The organism is Comamonas sp. 17RB, from assembly GCF_030056555.1.
In the GTDB taxonomy this organism is placed as follows: Bacteria; Pseudomonadota; Gammaproteobacteria; order Burkholderiales; family Burkholderiaceae_C; genus Comamonas; species Comamonas terrigena.
The window spans coordinates 115446-134189 of record NZ_JASHHY010000007.1 but is presented as its reverse complement, the minus strand read 5'-3'; the positions used below and the strand labels follow the sequence as shown (position 1 = coordinate 134189).

The window sequence follows — 18744 nt, the reverse complement described above, 5'->3', positions numbered from 1 at the left end:
ACTCTTTGAACACCATGTCCGCCATTCCTCCCACCACACCCGCCCCTTTGCCAACCCCTGTGCTGGTGGTGGAAGACGATGCCCTGATCCAGCAACGGCTGCGGCAGATCCTGGCCAGCCTGGGCTACCAGGCCGACATGCTGCACTTTGCCTCGGCCCTGGGCCCGGCCCGCCAGCTGGCGGCGCAGCAAAGCTTTGCCCTGGCCCTGGTCGATCTGGGCCTGCCGGACGGCAATGGCACGGAACTGATTGGCGAGCTGCGCAGCAGCGACCCCGTCATGGGCATTCTGGTGATCTCCGCCTGGAGCACCAAGGAGGCCATCCTGAACGCCCTGCGCGCCGGGGCCACCGGCTATGTGCTCAAGGAACGCGACGACCTGGAAGTCACCCTCTCCATCCGCAGCGTGCTGCGCGGCGGTGCGCCCATCGACCCTTTTATCGCACGCCGCGTCATCACCGAATTCCAGCAGCAGCAGGCGCCCACCGAGCCGCCGGCCGCCACCGACTCCGATGCCGTGCTGAGCGCGCGCGAAATCGACATCCTCAACCAGGTGGCCAGCGGCCTGACCCACCGCGAGATTGCCGAGCGCATGTTCATCTCGCGCCACACCGTGGAAGCCCATGTGCGCAACATCTACCGCAAACTGGCCGTCAGCTCGCGCATGCGTGCCGTCAGCGAAGCCCGTGCCCGGGGACTGCTGACGCGATGACAAGGTTCGGCGGGCACCGCCTGGCACGCAGCCCCTGGTGGCTGTGCAGTCTGCTGCTGGCCTGGCTGTGCTGGATGCCCGCAGCCCATGCCAGCACGGCAGCCCTGGCATGCAGCGCCCGCATCGACAGCACCATGGCGGCCCGTGCGGATGCAGCAGCCACCCAGGCACCGACCCAGGGCTGGGAAGCTGTGACGCTGCCGGACAACTGGTCGCGCCGTTGGCCCGGACACCGCGGCCCGGTCTGGTACCGCATCACCTGGAGCACGGACTGTCCGCTGACCAGCCCCGTGGCCATGACCGTGGACTCCATCAACATGGCCGGGGAGGTCTACAGCAACCAGGACCTGATCTGGCGCGACCACCATCTGCAGGAGCCCCTGTCCCGCTCCTGGACCACCGCCCGTTCCTGGGTGCTGCCGCAATCCTCCTTGCAGCCCCAGGGGCCGAACACCATCTGGCTGCGCGTGGTCGGTGTGCCGGAGCTGCGCCCCGGTCTGGGCATCGTGGAGGTGGGCACCCCCGAAGCCATGCTCGCCAGCCAGCGCCACCATGACTGGAACACGCGCACCCTGTTCCAGCTGAACCTCACCCTGTCCGCCACCCTGGGCATCATGGCGCTGGTGGTGTGGCTGCCCCGGCGCAAGCAGCCTCTGCTGGGTTGGTATGCCCTGGTGTCGCTGTGCTGGGTGCTGTTCGGCAGCAATGTGCTGCTGACCGAGACCTGGCCCTTCCCAGACAGCCTGGCCATGGCCCGCGTCAACCACCTGGCCTATATCGGCTACATCGCCAGCTTCGCGGTGTTCTGCTGGCAGCTGATTGAAAGCCCTTTGTCACGCCGCCAGCTGCAACGCCTGGGCGGACTGACCCTGGTGGCCGGCGTGGTCGTGGTGGCCACCCTGGGGTGGTTCCCCATGCAGCGGGCGGCCGACCTCTACACCTTGATCTTCCTGGGCAATACCGCGCTGGTGATCCGGCATGCCTGGCGCACGCGTGCGCTGCAGCACCAGCTGGTGGCCGTCTATCTGCTGCTGATGGTGTCCATGGGCGTGCGCGACCTGCTGGTGGTGGCGGAAATCTGGCCCAGTCGCAACTTCTACAGCGCCTACACCGCCCTGCTGTTCATGCTGCTGTCGGCCGTGCTGATGCGCCGGCGCATTCTGCAGGATGCCCAGCGCATCGAGCGCTTCAACCAGGAACTGAGCGAAACCGTGGCCCGCGCCTGTGACGAGCTGAACACCACGCTCTCCCAGGAACATGCCCTGGCCCTGGCCAATGCCCATCTGCAGGAACGCCTGCAGCTGGCACAAGACCTGCACGACGGCCTGGGCGGACAGATCGTGCGCTCCATCATGCTGGTGGAGCAAAGCGACGCGCCCCCCTCCAAGGAACGCTATCTGTCCATGCTCAAGCTGCTGCGCGATGACCTGCGCCAGGTGGTGGACAGCGACGGCAGCATCGGCGCCAACGCGCCGACCACCCCGGAGGAATGGACCATTCCGCTGCGCTATCGCTTTGTCACCCTGTTCGACGACCTGGACATGTCCTCCGAATGGCTGGCCCCAGCGCACTGGGAAACCCCGCCCAGCGCCCTGCAGTGCATGCTGCTGGCCCGGGTGGCCGAGGAAGCGCTGACAAATATCGTCAAACACAGCCAGGCCCGCATGGTGCGGGTCAACCTGCGGTATCCGGATGCCAGGCAGTTGGTGCTGCGCATCGAGGATGACGGCATCGGCTTCGACGCGCCGATCGCGCTGCGCGCCGGCCTGGGCATCGGCATGTCCAGCATGCGGGCGCGCATGGAACGCATGGGTGGCGCGCTGCATGTCCGCTCCCGCCCGGGCCAAACTGTGATCGAAGCCTGCCTGCCGCTGGCGGACCAGGGCGCTGCAGCACCTCTGCCCGCCCCCCGTACATCGGCGCCCCTGCCTATGCCGCAAATGCCCACGCCGTGAGCGGGCTCGCCGCCGCTGCGAATATGCCCCGCTGCTGAAAACAACGCCAAGCAGGGCTGAACCGTGTTCGAGACTGCCGGCGTTCAGGCGCAGACCATCCGCGCCCTCGGCGACACCACTTCAGGCGGCGTTTTCCGCGGCAACGGCCGCCGCTGGCGGGACCGGTGCGGCCGCCGCCACCGGGGCTTGCGGCAGCTTGAAACGGCTCTGCGCCAATGCTTCCAGGCCGAACTCGGCCAGCAGCTGTTGCAGGCGCTCGGCCGCCGCGCGTTTCTTGTGGCCGGTGTAGCGGGCCACGATCAGCTCGTTCTTCATGCTGTGCTCCCAGCCCACCAGCTCGGTCACCGTCACCTGGTAGCCGCTGGCTTCCAGGTACAGGCAGCGCAGCACATTGGTGACCTGGCTGCCGATCTCGCGCGTGTGGATGGGGTGGCGCCACAGTTCGGCAAGCGGCGTGCGCGCCAGGCTCAAGGCCTTGGTCTGGCGCAGGCAGGCCGCGACTTCGGCCTGGCAGCAGGGCACCAGCACCATGGCCTTGGCCTTTTTCTCCAGGCCGAAGGCAATCGCATCGTCGGTGGCGGTATCGCAGGCATGCAGGGCCGTGACCACGTCAAAGCGCTCGGGCATGAAGTCGGCCTGGGTGGATTCGGCCACCGACATGTTCAGAAACTCCATGCGCTCGAAGCCCAGATCGGCTGCCAGCTTCTGCGACGCCTCGACCAGCGGTGCGCGGGTTTCGATGCCGTAAATGCGGCCCAGCCCCTGGGCCTTGAAGTACAGGTCGTACAGGATGAAGCCCAGATACGATTTGCCCGCGCCATGGTCGGCCAGCGTCACGGCGTGGCCGTCGGCACCCAGCTCCTTGAGGATGGGCTCGATGAACTGGTACAGGTGGTAGACCTGCTTGAGCTTGCGGCGCGAATCCTGGTTGAGCTTGCCGTCGCGCGTGAGGATGTGCAAGGCCTTGAGCAAGGCAATGCTCTGGCCGGGTTTCAGCTCCAGCTGGGCCGCAATGTCCTGGGCCGCCGGCTTGGCCGCTTGGCCGGCGTTCGCAGCGCCCTGGCCTTTCTTGTCGTGCTTGGCCATCAGTTGCCTGCCTTCTGGGGTTCGCCATGGCCGGTCACCGGGCAGCGCGCGCCCACGTCCAGATCCAGCCAGCCTTCCAGGCCGATGTCTTCCAGCACTTCCATGTTGCGCTCGAAAATCATCTCGGCCTCGGGGAAGGCCTCCACCGCCTTGTCGATGCTTTCCTCGCGGATCAGGTGCAGCGTGGGGTAGGGCGAGCGGTTGGTGCAGTTGGTCACATCGTCCACATCCGTGCCTTCGAACTGAAAGCGTGGATGGAAGGAGGCCACTTGCAGAATGCCGCCCAGATCCAGCTCTTCCACCATGGCATCAGCGATTTCCAGAAAATCGTTGAAGTCCAGAAAATCCTGCAGCGCCTCGGGCAGCATCAGCAGCGTGGTGTCGCGCTTTTCGGGGTTGGTCTCAGCCAGGGCTTCCAGCTCGCGATGCAGGTCATTGGCCACACCTTCGGCATCCGTGGCCTGGCTGACGACGTAGTGGATCTGGCCCTTCACATGCACGCCCTTGGCAAAGGGGCACAGGTTCAGGCCAATCACGGCCCGCTCCAGCCAGCGCACGGTGTCGGCGATCACCATGTCTTCGGGAAAGGATGGTTGGTCTGCGTCGGTCTGGATGGTGGTATCGGTCATGTGGGCCCCAAAAAGCAAATGGGGGCGCAACGCCCCCTCTCTCTCATCGATTCTGTGGCGCGAATTCTATCGGGCTGCCGCTCTTGCGTGCACGGTGCGGACTTTGCGCTGGCGCAAAGCCCGACCACGCCAGCATGCGGCACCCGGTATCGGCTGCCGGATTCTGGTGGCAGCGGCGTATCTGTGACTCCTCCAGCTGCAAGCGTAACGCTTTGCAGCGTTTCAGACCAGCAGGCGTTTTCCGGTCAGCCGTTCGTGCTCATGGGCGGCATAGCGGTCGGTCATGCCGGCCACGAAATCCGCCACGGCGCGGGCACGCCCGGCCTCGCTGGCGGCCGCCTGGGCCTTGGCCGCATGGCGCGGCTTCATTTCCTGCGGGCGGACCAGGTAGAGGGAGAACAGGTCCTGGACCACCGTCTGCGCATGGTCCATGGTCTGTGTGACTTCGGCGTGACGGTAGAGATTGCGAAACAGAAACTGTTTCAGCGCCTGGCTTTCCCTGGCCATGTCCGCGCTGAAGGCCACCAACTTGTCCGGATAGGCACGCACCGCGGCCACGCTGTCCACCCCTGCGGCCGCAATGCGCTGCCGCGTGGTGGCAATCACGTCGTACACCTGGTCGCTGAGCATGCGGCGGATGGTTTCGTACAGCAGGCGGCGCTGGTGCTCGGCCTGGGCCAGCTGCGGGTGCTGGGCCAGTGCCTGGGCGTGGTAGCGCGCCACCAGAGGGACCGTCAGCAGCTGCTCCCAAGTGAGGTAGCCGGAACGCAGACCGTCGTCCACATCGTGTGCGTTGTAGGCAATGGCATCGGCCAGATTGCACAGCTGGGCCTCCAGCGAAGGCTGACCGCCCTGCAGAAAACGCGCGGCCACGCCGCCGGGCTCCTGTGCCTCCAGTTTCTGGGCATTGGCCTGGGAACAGTGCTTGAGGATGCCTTCGCGGGCCTCGAAGGTCAGGTTCAGGCCGTCGAACTCGGGATAGCGCTCTTCGAGCTGGTCCACCACGCGCAGGCTCTGCAGATTGTGCTCAAAGCCCCCCCAGGGTCGCATGCAGGCGTTGAGCATGTCCTGCCCGGCATGGCCAAACGGTGTGTGGCCCAGGTCATGGGCCAGGCAGATGGCTTCCACCAGGTCTTCATTCAGGCCCAGCGGCCGGGCGATGGAGCGGCCCAGCTGCGCCACCTCCAGCGAATGGGTGAGCCGCGTGCGGAACAGATCCCCTTCGTGGTTCAGAAACACCTGGGTCTTGTAGACGAGGCGGCGAAAGGCGCTGGAGTGGACGATGCGGTCCCGGTCCCGCTGGTGGTCGCTGCGCGTGGGCGCCGCCACCTCCGCAAAACGCCTGCCCCGGGTCTGTGCCGGGTCGCATGCCCAAGGGGCCAGTGCCTGCATCGCCATCCACCACTCCTCTGTTCAAAGACACTTCAGAGACACCACCGCCGCGCACGGCACACCCCGTCGCGGCACAGACACCTTCCCCCCAGCGTGTCAGGCGGGTGCGCAGAAGCAGTCAATGACCTGGCGCACCAGGGCATCCGGTGCGCCACGCATGGTGGCTTTGCCCGGGCCGTCGATCAGCACGAAGCGGATCTCGCCCGCTTCGGCCTTTTTGTCCACCCGCATGTGTTCCAGGTAGGCGCCGGCGTTGTCCTGCGCGTCCAGCACGGCGCCGCGCGTGGGCAGGCCGGCGCGTTCGATCAGCCGGGTCAGGCGTGCCACAAAGGCCGCGTCCACCATGCCCAGTTCCTGCGACAGATGGGCCGCCATCACCATGCCGGCACCCACGCCTTCGCCGTGCAGCCAGTTGCCGTAGCCCATACCGGCCTCGATGGCGTGGCCAAAGGTGTGGCCAAAATTCAGCACTGCGCGCAAACCCGCTTCCTTCTCGTCCTGGCTGACCACCCAGGCCTTGATCTCCACGCTGCGCTTGACCGCCTGCGCCATGGCCGTGCGGTCACCGGCACGCAGACGGTCGATGTGCAACTCCAGCCACTCGAAGAACGCCATATCGGCAATCGGGCCGTACTTGATGACCTCGGCCAGCCCGGCCGACAGCTCGCGCGGCGGCAGGCTGTCGAGCGACGCCAGATCGCACACCACCAGCTGCGGCTGGTAGAAGGCGCCGACCATGTTCTTGCCCAGCGGGTGGTTGATGGCGGTTTTGCCGCCCACGCTGGAATCCACCTGCGACAGCAGCGTGGTGGGCAGTTGCACAAAGGGCACGCCACGCATATAGCTGGCAGCGGCAAACCCCGTCATATCGCCAATCACACCGCCGCCCAAGGCAAACAGCACGGTCTTGCGGTCGCAGCCATGCTGCAGCAGGGCGTCAAAAATCAGGTTCAGCGTCTGCCAGTCCTTGTAGGCCTCGCCATCCGGCAGCTCCACCACATGCACCTGCGGGTAGCGGCCCGCCAGCGCGGCACGCACCTGCTGCAGGTACAGCGGCGCCACGGTGGTGTTGGTCACAACCAGCGCACTGGCCGCCTTGGGCAGCGCGGCATAGGTGGCGGCATCGCCCAGCAGACCGGCGGCAATGCGGATCGGGTAGCTGCGCTCTCCAAGATCAATGTGCACGGTGGCCTGGTCGGCCGTGGCAGAGGCGAAAGGGACAAGCGGGGCAGCGGAGGTCATGCGGGCAGAAAGTCAGAAGTCGGGAAAGGTCTGCGCCCAAGTGTAGGGCAGCCGGCAGGCCGAGGCATCGCGGACCGGGTGGTACACCCACGGCAGAGGCGATGGTCGCGTGCGGACATGAAAAAACCCGCAGGCCTTGCGGCGTGCGGGTTGTGTCGGTCTGGGAGCGGGCAGAGCCTGGGCTCCACCCTTGTCACAGCGGCCAACAGGCAATTACATGCCCATGCCGCCCATGCCACCCATGCCGCCCATGCCGCCCATGTCGGGAGCACCAGCGCCTTCGGCCTTGGGGGCGTCAGCGATCATGCACTCGGTGGTCAGCAGCAGCGAAGCCACGGAAGCAGCGTTTTGCAGCGCGGTACGGGTCACCTTGGTGGGATCCAGGATACCCATTTCCAGCATGTCGCCGTAGGTGTCGTTGGCAGCGTTGAAACCGAAGTTGCCTTGGCCCTTCAGCACCGAGTCCACCACCACCGAAGGTTCGCCACCGGCGTTGGACACGATTTCGCGCAGAGGGGCTTCCACAGCCTTCAGCACCAGCTTGATACCGGCGTCTTGCTCGGCATTGCCGGTGGACAGAGCGCCCACGGCTTGCTTGGCGCGCAGCAGGGCCACGCCGCCACCAGCCACGATGCCTTCTTCCACAGCAGCGCGGGTAGCGTGCAGGGCGTCTTCCACGCGGGCCTTCTTTTCCTTCATTTCGACTTCGGTCGCAGCGCCGACCTTGATCACTGCCACGCCGCCGGCCAGCTTGGCCACGCGTTCTTGCAGCTTTTCACGGTCGTAGTCGCTGGTCGCTTCTTCGATCTGCAGGCGGATTTGCTTGACGCGGGCTTCGATTTCAGCAGCTTGGCCAGCACCGTCGATGATGGTGGTGTTTTCCTTGCCGATTTCGACGCGTTGGGCTTGGCCCAGGTCTTCCAGGGTCACCTTGTCCAGGGTCAGGCCGACTTCCTCGGCGATCACCTTGCCGCCCGTCAGGATGGCGATGTCTTCCAGCATGGCCTTGCGGCGGTCGCCGAAGCCAGGAGCCTTCACAGCCACAACCTTCAGGATGCCGCGGATGGTGTTCACCACCAGGGTCGCCAGGGCTTCGCCTTCGACGTCTTCGGCAATGATCAGCAGGGGACGGCCAGCCTTGGCAACTTGCTCCAGCGTGGGCAGCAGGTCACGGATGTTGCTGATCTTCTTGTCGAACAGCAGCACGAAGGGGTTGTCCAGAATCGCAGCTTGCTTTTCGGGGTTGTTGATGAAGTAGGGCGACAGGTAGCCGCGGTCGAATTGCATGCCTTCCACGACATCCAGTTCGTTGGCCAGGGACTTGCCCTCTTCCACGGTGATCACGCCTTCCTTGCCGACCTTGTCCATGGCTTGGGCAATGATTTCGCCCACGTCGGAGTCGGAGTTGGCGGAAATGGTGCCGACTTGGGCAATTTCCTTGGAAGTGGTGGTGGCCTTGGATTGCTTCTTCAGCTCTTCCACCAGGGCAGCGACAGCCTTGTCGATACCGCGCTTCAGATCCATGGGGTTCAGACCGGCGGCGACGTACTTGGAGCCTTCGCGCACGATGGCCTGGGCCAGCACGGTGGCGGTGGTGGTGCCGTCACCGGCGATGTCGTTGGTCTTGGAAGCCACTTCCTTCACGAGCTGGGCGCCCATGTTCTGCAGCTTGTCCTTCAGTTCCACTTCCTTGGCCACGGACACGCCGTCCTTGGTCACGGTGGGGGCGCCAAAGGAGCGCTCCAGCACCACGTTGCGGCCCTTGGGGCCCAGGGTCACTTTGACGGCATTGGCCAGAATGTTCACGCCTTCGACCATGCGTGCACGTGCTTCACCACCGAAAACTACGTCTTTTGCTGCCATGTTTGGCTCCTACAAATGGGTTCAATGTGGCTGCCTCAGCGCATCCTGTGGGCTGAGACAGCTATGAATTTGAAAGTTTGGATGCTGGGGAACGGGTGCCTGGGGCGCGGGCCTTCGGCACCGGTAAATCACTGGGTGATTTACTTCTCGACGACTGCGAACAGGTCGTCTTCCTTCATCACCAGCAGCTCGTTGCCGTCGATCTTGACGGTCTGGCCGGAGTACTTGCCGAACAGCACGCGGTCGCCGACCTTCACGTTCAGAGCGATCTGTTCGCCCTTGTCGTTGCGCTTGCCAGGGCCCACTGCCAGCACTTCGCCTTGGTCAGGCTTTTCGGCGGCGTTGTCAGGGATATAAATGCCCGAAGCCGTCTTGGTTTCGTTCTCAAGGCGCTTGACGATCACGCGGTCGTGCAGAGGACGCAGGTTCATTCACTTCTCCTAGAAATCAACAAAGTGGATTTATCCGTTCCACGCTGCGCAAGGTCAGCGTGGCTAAACAGGCGAGGGACCGGGCTTGTTAGCACTCAACCCCTACGAGTGCTAATAATAAGGCGAAATCGGAAGCTTTCAAGTGCCAAGGTTGCTTGAAAAGAAGGGCTATCTCCGATGCAACAGCACGGTCACGGCACTTTCGTCCCTGCGACGCCCTGTTCCAGGCTGTCCAACCAGCCCGCCGCCAGCCCCATGGCAGAGCGGCCTGCGGGATGACCGGACGCCTGGGTGCAGATGCCTTACCCGGCGGGAAACACGGCCAAACTATCGAAAATTGATTTCAATATGTTGACTTTGCCTCCACACACGCCACCGATTCCCCTGGGCAGAGCGCCTTTTCTGGCGCACCATGGGCCGACCCACGCTCCAGGCTAGGCCGCCACGCCGTGCGCCAGTGTCCACGCCAGAGCGAACAGCCCTGCCACCGCCACCGCGGCCGCTCCACTGCGCGGGGCATAGGTCAGCAGAGCGGCCACCAGCAGCGCCGCCGCACTCAGCCAGCCCAGCCACAGCACGGTGCCGACCGCAGGCCCCCACCAGCGTATGCACTGCCACAGCGCCAGGGACAGGCACACCAGGCCCGCCCCCCGCAGCACGCCGCTCAGCACCGGGCCGGGCTCACCCCGCGGAAGGATTTGCGCGCAATGCCGGTCCATGGCCCGGCTCAACAGCAGCATGGCCGCCAGGCACAGCGCCAGAGCGCACGACATCACGCTCCAGACCGCGGTCATGTCCAGCCTTTCAGCGCCAGCCACACCGCCCCCAGCAGCGCCGCGCTGGCGGCCTGTACGACAGCGACACGCCACACACTGCGCACATGGAACACCCAGAGCGCCAGGGCGGTGTAGAACACAAAGCTGAGCAGCGTCGCCAGCAGCACCGCTTGCGCACGGTCCATCACCCCCAGGGCCACCAGCCCATGGGCCATGGCGGCACACGCCAGTGCCGTGATGGCATACCCGCCGGCTCCGGCCAACACCACGCGCAGGAGCACGCACCAGCGGTATCTTCTGGTCTGCACCGCGGTCATGGCGCCTGATTTCATGGCGTGCCTCCGGGCAAGGCACGCCGGGAGGGGCGTGCAGTTTTCCGGCCGGATTGCACATGGCGCCATGCGGCCCACCACGCCAGCAGGCCCATGGCCGCACACGTCAGCTCGACCCCTGCGCGCTGACCATCGCCGTGGGCGAGGTACTGGCCCAGATGCTGGCCGGTGGTGGCGATGTTCAAGCACGGCAGCGCCAGACACAGAAAGGCCACGGCCCACAGCTGCTCACGCCAGGCCTGGTGCGGCGCGCGCAGCAGCGCGTGCAGCAGGCTGACGGCCCACAGGGCAAAGAAGACGCGGATTTCCCATGCGCTGCGCGCTTCCAGGCTTTGCGGCAGCAAACGGTTTCCATACAGATAGCCGATGGATGCCAGCGCCGTGCCCGCAAGCGCGGCCACATTCAGCGCATCGATGCAGCGGTACATCTGCGGCGTGGCCGCTCCCCATTCTTGGCCGCTGCGGGTCCTGCGCTTGATGGAAAACAGCAGCAAGCCGGTGGCCACCATGGCCGTACCGATCAGACCACAAACAAAGTACAGCCACTTGGCAGTCCAGCCCCCATAGGTGACGAGATGCAGGGCGCTGATCACCGGATGGACCTTGCTCGCCACGCTGCCCGTCGCCTCCCGGTGGGGCGCCTGCAGCACGCGGCCGGTGACCGCATCCAGGGTCATGGACTCTGCGCTGTTGAGCATGCGGCGGCTCTCCCCGGTATCCGGGCTGCGTGCCGTGACACGCACGATCGCGGCCCCCTGTTCCGGTCGCTGCACCACCACACCGGCCACAGGCTCCTGCAGCCACTGCTGGGCATGCTGTACCAGGCCGACCAGATCACGACCTGCCGCGGCAGCTTCATCGCCCGCCGGCTGGGTGCCGGGCGCGGCATTCAACTCGGCCTGATAGCGGCTGTAGGCCGCTTTGTCCTGCCCGTACACCGAATCCAACGGCCACGGCATGTAGCTCGTATAGAAATGGGCCAACCCGGTGTAGACGATCATGAAAAGAAAAGGCAGCGTGAGCACCGCTGATGCGTTGTGGGCATCCAGCCAGGAACGCTGGCCCTTGCCGGGCCGAAAGGTGAAGAAATCCTGGAAGATGCGCCGGTGCACGATGACGCCTGACACCAGCGCCACCAGCATGCACATGGACACCAGCCCCACCACCCAGAACCCCGCCATGCCGCCCTGCAGGGAGTAGTGGAAGGACATGAAATGGCGCCCGCCCTCGGTGCTGCGATGCTCCGCACCGGCCACGGCCTCCCCGGTGACAGGGTGCAAGGTGACCAGCCGCTCCGCGTCACCGGTGCGGAAAAAAACCTGCAAGGGTTCCGCCCCGCTGAAGGGCAGGCTGATGCGCCACAAGCCGCCATCCGGCGCATGCTGCACGAGATGCGCTTGCGCAACGCGCAACGCCTGCCAGCGCTCTGTGGGTGCCAGCATGCGCGTGGCCTCGTGCGTCACCGGAGCGGCTTCCATCCAGCGCGTGATGGGCCCGCGGAACACACTGAGGGTGCCGGTCAGAAAAATGGCGCACAGCAGCCAGCCGCACACCAGCCCGCACCAGGTGTGCAGCCATGACATGGTCTGGCGCAGGCCGGGAGAGGAAGGGTCCCTATGCGCCACCGCCGCCCTCCATGGCAGTGTGCCACCGGCGCACACCGCGCCAAGGCGCGCGCGCCCGATCTGCATCCCCACCGCAGCCGGCATGCGCTGCGGTGGGGACGGAGCTACAGCGACTCAGCAACAACGTCATGCCACCAGTTCAGAATGCCCCGCGCAGCGTTAGCAGGACATTGCGCGGGTCCCCATACCAGTTGCCACCGTTCGAGGTTCCCACCGTCTTGTAGTAGGTCTTGTCAAACACGTTGTTGAGATTCAGCGTGGCGGACCAGTTGCGGTTGATGCGGTACTGCACGCTGGCATTCCAGACGGCATACCCGGCCTGCGTGAAGCGGAAAGGCGTGCTCGGCCCATCGAACTGGCCGGATCCAGGGTTGAATGCGTTGACCGTTCCGCTGACGTAGGTGGTGCTTTGCAGCGTCATGCCGCCACCCAGCGTCCAGGGAGAGAGATCGCCCGGCAGCTGGTAGGTGCTCCACAGCTTGAACAGGTGCTTGGGCGTGATGGAGCTGTAGACCAGCTTCTGCGGATCGGTCTTGTTGCGGTTGTGGTTGTAGGTATAGCCCGCAAACAGCTGCCAACCGCGCGCCAACTGGCCCGACACCTCCATGTCCACGCCCTGGCTGACGATCTTGCCCTGTGCCACATAGCAGCAGGTCAGGCCCAGGTTGCCCACGGCAGCTTCGGGGTAGCGCGGATCCAGTGCGGCCTCCCCCTTGCGCTCAATGCGATACAGCGCAAACGCCGTCTGGAGCTTGCCATCTGCCAGCTCGCCCTTCATGCCCAGCTCCAGGCTGCGGCCCTTGATGGGGTCCAGCGCCGTACCCGGCTGGGGACCCGCCAGCATGTTCGCCTGCGATTTGTGGATTTCGGTCACGCTGCCATAGGCGGTCCACTGCGGGTCGAGGTCGTACACCAAGCCGACATAGGGCGTGAAGATGCCGTTTTCGCTGTAGTACTCGCGACCGCTGGCGCGGATGCTGCCATCGGCGTTGTAGTTGATGTAGGGGGTGTTGTAGGCGTAGCTGGCATAGCGGCCTCCGGCAATGGCCGTGAGGCTGTCTGTCAGGCTCAGGTTCACGCGGCCATAGAGGCCTTTTTGCGTGGCGCCATAGCCCGGATAGCTGCGCGTCTTGCGCACGCTCTGCGCCAACGGCACCTTGGACGGATCGAAGTCATACACATTGACCGGCGGAAGCGACGACCCCATCTCGGAGTAATAGGTGTCCTGGTCGTCACTCACCTTCGTCCAGTCGGCACCGATCAGCAACTGGTGCTTGCGCCCCAGCAGGGAAAAGGGGCCGCTGGCATGGACGTCGAGGCTTTTCTTCTCTGAACGGAAGTCGTTGGAGAACCCGGTCCATTCCATGCCCAGCCCTGTGGCGGGATCGACAGCGCCGCCCAGGTTGGCCAGCCGCGAATCGCTGTCCACCTTCTGGTAATTCAGCTGAACCTTGGCTTTCCAGTCGCCCGCCAGCTGCTGGTCGACCTGCGCAAACACCTCCTTGACGTTCTTGTCATAGTGGCTCCAGCCGGCCATCAGCGCCGTGCTGCGGGGCAACCCCAGATCGTCTCCGTTGGGCGCGCGGGGAATACCTTCACGCCAGGGCGTGGATTGGAGCTTGTCGTAGCTCGCGCCCAGCGTGACCATCGTGGAACGGCTCACATCGGCCTCCACAATCCCGTACAGCAGACTGTCCTTGGAGTCCGCACCACGATAGAAGAAATCCTTGCTAGTGTGTGCCACCACGGCCCGGCCACGCACGCTGCCATCGGCATTCAGCGGGCCCGCGACATCCAACTCCAGCTGCTTGCGGTTCCAGCTGCCCAGGGCCGCCGATGCCAGCAATTGCTTTTGCTCCGTGGGGCGCTTGCGCACCAGGTTGATGGCCCCGCCCGGCTCGCCGTTGCCGCTGAACAGCCCGTTGGCACCCCGTACCACCTGCACGCTGTCGTACATGGCCAGGTTCGGATCGAACAGCTGCTGGCTGAAAGCGTCCACACTGGCGCCGTCAATCTGCACGTTGCTGATCTGGAAACCCCGCGACAGAAAGCTGGTGGCCGCCCCTCCCAGTCCGCCTGCGCCGCCATAGTCCACCGTCACCCCGGTGGTTTGCTGCATCACCTCGCCCACGGAACCCAAGGCCTGGTCTTCAATGCGCTGGCGCGTCACGATCGAAATGGACTGGGGCACTTCGCGCACGTCCTGGCCTTTGCCCAGGGACACCCGCGAGGCTGCGTAGGAGCCGCTCCCCTCGGTGGCTTCGGCGCGCTGCGCCTGCGCTTTGACCGTCACTTCGCCCAGCGTCGTGGAGCGGCTGCTGCGGCGCTGCACCGTGATGGCGGAGCCGGACGCCCGGGCCTCCAGCCCGCTGCCGTCCAGGATCCGGTCCAGAGCGTCATTCAGCCGCAGCGCCCCCTGCAAGGCCGGCGCCATGCGCCCTTCCACCAACGCGGCATCCACCGAGATGGCCACCCCCCAGGTGCGGGCCAGCGCATTCAACGCCTGGCCCAATGGCTGGGCGGGCAGGCTCAGGCTGTGCGCACGCACCATGGCGGCCTGCCCTGCCTCCGACTGGGCCCGGACCGGTGCCACGGCCACCAGCCCCAGCGCCATGGCACATGCCAGAGCCACGGCGTGAGGCCGTGCCGCACCTTGGCGCAGTGATAAACCCAGTGATAAAAAATGAGAGTGATAACGTTTCATGCCAATGCGTCCTGTGAACTGCCTATCCAAATGCTTTTTCACAGTGAAGACGCACCAGGCGCGAAATACCGGACATTTTTTTATGCCGGATTCAGCACGCCTCAACGCCGGTGGATGAGCAGGCTGCCATTGGGCAAGGGCTCCACCCTCACCGGCAACGAACGCGGCAGGCTGGCCAGAAACGTGGCGGGCTCGCGCAGCTTGAAGCTCCCCGTCAGCCGCATGGCGTGCAGGCGGCTGTCCCCCGCCAGCTGCATCGGCCGGGCCAGATAGTCGTTCCACCGGGCCACCACCTCCGCCAGCGGGGTCTGGTCGAACACCAGCCAGCCTTCCCGCCAGGCACCCACGTCCTGGGGGTTGATGGAAAATGGCTGTGCACCGGTTTCGGCCGTCAGGCGCACGGCCTCGCCAGCCCCAAGCACGCATTCCGCAGGCGCATCCGCGGCGGCCTCTGGCGCCCAGACCGCCACCCTCCCCTTGGCCACGCGCACCACCAGATCGCTGCCGTGCAGTGCGACCGAGAACACGGTGCCCAGCACCCGCACACGCCCTCGCGGCGTCACAACGTCCAGGGGGCGGGCGGCATCGTGGGTGACCTCCAGGCGGACTTCGCCCTGGGACAGGTGTACTTCACGGCGCTGGCGGTAGAGCACCACCAGCACTTCGGTGGCAGGTGCCAGATCGATCCGGCTGCCATCGGACAGATCCTGCCCCAGTTGCTGCCCGTGTCCGGTGTGCAATGCCAGCTTTTCCAGCGGCTGCTGCCAATGCCAGCGTCCCAGCATGCCGGCCAGCCCGGCCACCCCCAGCACCGACAGCGCCCGCCTGCGGGTGGTGCGCGCACGCTCGTTCTGGCTGCTCGGCAAGGGCACAGCCCCCCGCAGCGCCACTGCATCGGTGGCGGACCATCCGGCCAGCGCAGCCAGCGCGGCCTGCTCGTTGGCGGGCTCCTGCCGGCGCCAGCGGGCCAGGTCTTCGGCCGCGACCTGGGCCGTCTGTGCATTGCCGCCGTGCTGGCGTGCGATCAGCAGCAGCGCATGCTCCAGGCGCTTGCGCTCCGGCGGCGTGGCAGCATGGACGGCGCTCTGTGTCGGAGTCATGGTTGCAACCCCATGCCATCGCACACGGCACGCACGACATGCTTTTCAATGGCCGCTTCGCTGATGCCCATGTGCACCGCCGCTTCGGCGTGACTGAAACCATAGATGCGCACCAGCACGAACACTTCACGGCGCTTTCGCGGCATGGCGTGCAGACGCCGTGACAGCAGCTCCAGCTGCTGGCGCCCTGCCACCTGCCGCTCGGCCGATGGTGCCTCGTCACTTCCCACCACGGCCAGCGTCTGCAGCATGTGGGCCTCGGCCTGGCGACGGCGGGCATCATCGATCACGATGTTTTTCCCGGTACGGAACAACAGGGCGCGCAGATCGCGCACGGCCACCTCCCGCGCCTGCAGTGCCAGCACCCTGGCGTAGCTTTCCTGCACGACGTCGGCCGCGGCATCCCGGTCTCTGAGCGAGCGGGCAAAGAAACTGATGAGTTCTGCGTAATAGTGCGCAACCACAGGAAACACCTCGGCCCGCTGGCGGGGCATGCCGCCAGGGTGGGGGCATTGGTGACGGCGCACACGACCTCTGCGGCGGAAGAAAGGGGCGACTGTATCAAAAAATGAGAATAAATCTCATTAGTGTTGAATCCACCCCACAGCCCGTGGTGCGCCGGCACATGGCCGCCGCCCGTGGAGGGTGAAGCCCGCCATTTCCTGGCGCCTCCCGCCTTCTGGAGCAGGCCTCCCCCTGCGGGCGCAGCGATCGGGTGGCAACCGCTGCGCCCGGCGCAGGTCTGGGCTCAGAAGTCCATGGTGGCTGACAAGGCCAGAGTCCGAGGCGCGCCCAGGGCCAGGCTGGACAGCAGGGGCATGCCCCAGTAGGCCTTGTTGGTCACGTTGAGCACCGTCGCACGGAAGGTGACGGGCCTGCTGGAAATGCGGGTGGCATAGCGCGCACCCAGGTCATAGGTCACGCGGCCTGACACCCAGAGGCTGTTGTCTGCGCTGATGTACTGCTTGGACACCGCCGTCGCATTGCCCGACAGCGTCAAGCCCTGCACGGCAGGCACATCCCATTCCGCACCCAGCTTGCCTTGCAGCCTGGGCACCCCGGTTGCAAGCTTGCCCTGGTTCACCCCACCTTGGGTTTGCGTCAGCTTGGGCGTGGTATAGGCAATACCGCCCATCAGACGCACACCGCGCAGGGGGGAGCCCCAGAAGCTCCACTCCACACCCCGGTTGCGCTGCTCGCCACCAAACGAATAGATATTGGTGACCGGGTCCGTATAACTGCTGGGGCGTGTGATTTCAAACAGGCTGACGGTGTGTGCGAACTCGCCCAGATCGAACTTGGCACCGATCTCCTTTTGCTTGGTCTTGTACGGAGGGAAGACCTCGCCCCGGTTGTCTGCTGTCAGGGGGGCTGTGGCGCCCTGGCTCAAGCCTTCGATGTAGTTGGCATAGAGCGAGACATGCTGGGTGGCCTTGACCAGCAGCGCCGCAGCAGGGGAAGTAGCGCCGGAATCGTAGCGGGCGGTCCGCGCGCCCGTCGCGACGCTGTACGTATCGCTGACCACCTGCTGGCGGCGCAGACCCAGGGTGAGCTGCACCCGGTCTTCGGCAAAGGACATGGTGTCGGCCAGCCCATAGCTGGTCATGCTCAGCTCGGTGTGCGAGATATGGGGCGCCACAAACGGCGCGGCAGGCCCCCACACCGGGTGGTAGATATTCGTGATCCAGTCCGCGCCGGGTACGCTGCGGCGGCCATAGTCATCCTGCTTGTGCGTATAGTGCGTGGCATTCAAGGTCCATTGGTGCCGGACAGCACCGGTCTGCAGCTTGCCTTGGAGCCCGATCTCGGCGGACTGCTTCTTCTGCTCGAACGCCAGCTGCCCCATCGTCGTCTTGAAATCACCTGCGGCATTCAGCACCTGGGACGACATCGCACCGTTGTACTGGTAGTTCGTTTTGCTCGTGCCGAATGCGGCATAGGCCATGAGCTGGTCATTCAGGTCGATTTCGCCACGGACCATGGCGGCCTTGTCCTTGTTGCGCACATGGGACCAGTCGGGGTTCAGCAAGGTGTCTGCACGCGGCGCCTTGGGAATGGCCACACCGGGTGCCAGGCCGATGCCGCGGGTCACGCCGTTGACGCGGTCATCGCTGCTGTAGAAATCTGCGGACAGGCGCACACCGTCACCGCGCCAGTCCAGACCCAGCGACGCCAGCTGCGACTTCTTCTCCTGGTCTTTCACCGCGCCATCCCCGTTGCGGTACACGCCGTTGAAGCGGATGCCGAACTGCTTGTCAGCACCAAACCGGCGCCCCAGATCGATGTGTCCGCCCCACTGGGCGTCCGACATATAGGTGGTCGTCAGGCGGTTGATGGGCTCGTTGGTTGCACGCTTGGGCACCAGATTCACGGTACCGCCCACCGAGCCGCCCGGAGGCATGCCGTTGAGCAAGGCCGAGGGGCCTTTGAGCACATCGATGCGCTCAAACATTTCCGGCGTGGTGCGGTAGTACGGCGCCATGCCATACAGGCCGCCCAGGGTCATGTCGTAGGTGTTCGACGAGAAGCCGCGGATCGAATAATTCTCGCTCCACGCCCCCGATACGCCGTTGCTGAACACGGTGGGATCGGTTGCCGCAATCACATCGGTGATCGTTTGCGCCTGGCGGTCCTGTACGAACTGGTCGGTGTAGCTGATGGTGTTGAAGGGCGTGTCCATGAAGTCCTTCTCACCCAGCATGCCCAGGCGACCGCCCGTGGTGACCTGCCCCCCGGCGTAGGGCACCACGGCCCCGTTGGCCTTTTCCTGCACGGTCACCTGGGGGAGTGCCGCCTCGGCATCGGTGCCGGGTGCCTTCTGCGCCTGGGCATGCGCGACGCCTGCCAGCAACACCCCCATGCCCACGCCAAGCAGGGTGGATGGGGCCACCACGCTGCG

General features: G+C 65.4%; 15 protein-coding genes. 2 read left to right on the top strand and 13 right to left on the bottom strand.

Annotated elements, in window-relative coordinates; genetic code table 11:
* The first annotated feature begins 14 nt into the window (after nt 1–14).
* Entirely contained in the window at nt 15–710 is a 696-nt protein-coding gene (locus tag QM470_RS13695) for a response regulator (RefSeq protein WP_066540335.1), read from the top strand.
* The gene (locus QM470_RS13690) at nt 707–2665 is read left to right on the top strand and encodes a sensor histidine kinase (RefSeq protein WP_283339664.1); all 1959 of its coding nucleotides are present in this window, start codon (nt 707–709) and stop codon (nt 2663–2665) included. Before QM470_RS13695 ends, QM470_RS13690 begins: the two co-directional genes overlap by 4 nt.
* 120 nt (nt 2666–2785) lie before the next feature.
* Here the strand turns inward: QM470_RS13690 and QM470_RS13685 are convergent, their stop codons facing one another.
* From QM470_RS13685 to QM470_RS13625, 13 genes are all read right to left on the bottom strand, one after another.
* On the bottom strand, nt 2786–3751 hold the full coding sequence (locus QM470_RS13685; protein ID WP_283339663.1) for a class I SAM-dependent methyltransferase: 966 nt from the start codon (nt 3749–3751) through the stop codon (nt 2786–2788).
* On the bottom strand, nt 3751–4380 hold the full coding sequence (locus QM470_RS13680; protein ID WP_272970877.1) for a DUF1415 domain-containing protein: 630 nt from the start codon (nt 4378–4380) through the stop codon (nt 3751–3753). The genes QM470_RS13685 and QM470_RS13680 overlap by 1 nt, the downstream gene beginning before the upstream one ends.
* 222 nt (nt 4381–4602) lie before the next feature.
* Nucleotides 4603–5778: a deoxyguanosinetriphosphate triphosphohydrolase gene (locus tag QM470_RS13675; protein WP_283339662.1), complete on the bottom strand. Its 1176-nt coding sequence runs from the start codon at nt 5776–5778 to the stop codon at nt 4603–4605.
* Nucleotides 5779–5868: 90 nt separating this feature from the next.
* Entirely contained in the window at nt 5869–7014 is a 1146-nt protein-coding gene (gene aroB, locus QM470_RS13670) for a 3-dehydroquinate synthase (RefSeq protein WP_283339661.1), read from the bottom strand.
* 213 nt (nt 7015–7227) lie between these two features.
* The gene (gene groL, locus QM470_RS13665; RefSeq protein WP_066540320.1) at nt 7228–8877 is read right to left on the bottom strand and encodes a chaperonin GroEL; all 1650 of its coding nucleotides are present in this window, start codon (nt 8875–8877) and stop codon (nt 7228–7230) included.
* Between the two features lie 140 nt (nt 8878–9017).
* Nucleotides 9018–9308, bottom strand: coding sequence for a co-chaperone GroES (groES, locus tag QM470_RS13660; protein ID WP_066540317.1), 291 nt, complete (start codon nt 9306–9308; stop codon nt 9018–9020).
* A gap of 434 nt (nt 9309–9742) precedes the next feature.
* Entirely contained in the window at nt 9743–10102 is a 360-nt protein-coding gene (locus tag QM470_RS13655) for a DUF3325 domain-containing protein (protein ID WP_283339660.1), read from the bottom strand.
* On the bottom strand, nt 10099–10416 hold the full coding sequence (locus tag QM470_RS13650) for a hypothetical protein (protein ID WP_283339659.1): 318 nt from the start codon (nt 10414–10416) through the stop codon (nt 10099–10101). Before QM470_RS13650 ends, QM470_RS13655 begins: the two co-directional genes overlap by 4 nt.
* Nucleotides 10413–11999 carry a PepSY-associated TM helix domain-containing protein gene (locus QM470_RS13645; protein WP_283339658.1) on the bottom strand — a complete coding sequence of 529 codons (1587 nt, stop codon included), beginning with the start codon at nt 11997–11999 and terminating at the stop codon, nt 10413–10415. Before QM470_RS13645 ends, QM470_RS13650 begins: the two co-directional genes overlap by 4 nt.
* Before the next feature lie 181 nt (nt 12000–12180).
* Entirely contained in the window at nt 12181–14745 is a 2565-nt protein-coding gene (locus QM470_RS13640; RefSeq protein WP_283339657.1) for a TonB-dependent siderophore receptor, read from the bottom strand.
* Nucleotides 14746–14846: 101 nt separating this feature from the next.
* The gene (locus tag QM470_RS13635; protein WP_283339656.1) at nt 14847–15845 is read right to left on the bottom strand and encodes a FecR family protein; all 999 of its coding nucleotides are present in this window, start codon (nt 15843–15845) and stop codon (nt 14847–14849) included.
* Nucleotides 15842–16339: a sigma-70 family RNA polymerase sigma factor gene (locus QM470_RS13630; protein WP_283339655.1), complete on the bottom strand. Its 498-nt coding sequence runs from the start codon at nt 16337–16339 to the stop codon at nt 15842–15844. The genes QM470_RS13635 and QM470_RS13630 overlap by 4 nt, the downstream gene beginning before the upstream one ends.
* 254 nt (nt 16340–16593) lie before the next feature.
* Complete coding sequence (locus tag QM470_RS13625; RefSeq protein ID WP_283339773.1) at nt 16594–18705, bottom strand: TonB-dependent receptor; 2112 nt, start codon at nt 18703–18705, stop codon at nt 16594–16596.
* Nucleotides 18706–18744: the final 39 nt, after the last annotated feature.

What these genes read in the sequence shown, in the direction of transcription:
- QM470_RS13695 (WP_066540335.1), top strand. Translation starts at nt 15, where the DNA reads ATGTCCGCCATTCCTCCCACCACACCCGCCCCTTTGCCAACCCCTGTG.
- QM470_RS13690 (WP_283339664.1), top strand. Translation starts at nt 707, where the DNA reads ATGACAAGGTTCGGCGGGCACCGCCTGGCACGCAGCCCCTGGTGGCTG.
- QM470_RS13685 (WP_283339663.1), bottom strand. Translation starts at nt 3,751, where the DNA reads ATGGCCAAGCACGACAAGAAAGGCCAGGGCGCTGCGAACGCCGGCCAA.
- QM470_RS13680 (WP_272970877.1), bottom strand. Translation starts at nt 4,380, where the DNA reads ATGACCGATACCACCATCCAGACCGACGCAGACCAACCATCCTTTCCC.
- QM470_RS13675 (WP_283339662.1), bottom strand. Translation starts at nt 5,778, where the DNA reads ATGGCGATGCAGGCACTGGCCCCTTGGGCATGCGACCCGGCACAGACC.
- aroB (WP_283339661.1), bottom strand. Translation starts at nt 7,014, where the DNA reads ATGACCTCCGCTGCCCCGCTTGTCCCTTTCGCCTCTGCCACGGCCGAC.
- groL (WP_066540320.1), bottom strand. Translation starts at nt 8,877, where the DNA reads ATGGCAGCAAAAGACGTAGTTTTCGGTGGTGAAGCACGTGCACGCATG.
- groES (WP_066540317.1), bottom strand. Translation starts at nt 9,308, where the DNA reads ATGAACCTGCGTCCTCTGCACGACCGCGTGATCGTCAAGCGCCTTGAG.
- QM470_RS13655 (WP_283339660.1), bottom strand. Translation starts at nt 10,102, where the DNA reads ATGACCGCGGTCTGGAGCGTGATGTCGTGCGCTCTGGCGCTGTGCCTG.
- QM470_RS13650 (WP_283339659.1), bottom strand. Translation starts at nt 10,416, where the DNA reads ATGAAATCAGGCGCCATGACCGCGGTGCAGACCAGAAGATACCGCTGG.
- QM470_RS13645 (WP_283339658.1), bottom strand. Translation starts at nt 11,999, where the DNA reads ATGTCATGGCTGCACACCTGGTGCGGGCTGGTGTGCGGCTGGCTGCTG.
- QM470_RS13640 (WP_283339657.1), bottom strand. Translation starts at nt 14,745, where the DNA reads ATGAAACGTTATCACTCTCATTTTTTATCACTGGGTTTATCACTGCGC.
- QM470_RS13635 (WP_283339656.1), bottom strand. Translation starts at nt 15,845, where the DNA reads ATGACTCCGACACAGAGCGCCGTCCATGCTGCCACGCCGCCGGAGCGC.
- QM470_RS13630 (WP_283339655.1), bottom strand. Translation starts at nt 16,339, where the DNA reads ATGCCCCGCCAGCGGGCCGAGGTGTTTCCTGTGGTTGCGCACTATTAC.
- QM470_RS13625 (WP_283339773.1), bottom strand. Translation starts at nt 18,705, where the DNA reads ATGGGGGTGTTGCTGGCAGGCGTCGCGCATGCCCAGGCGCAGAAGGCA.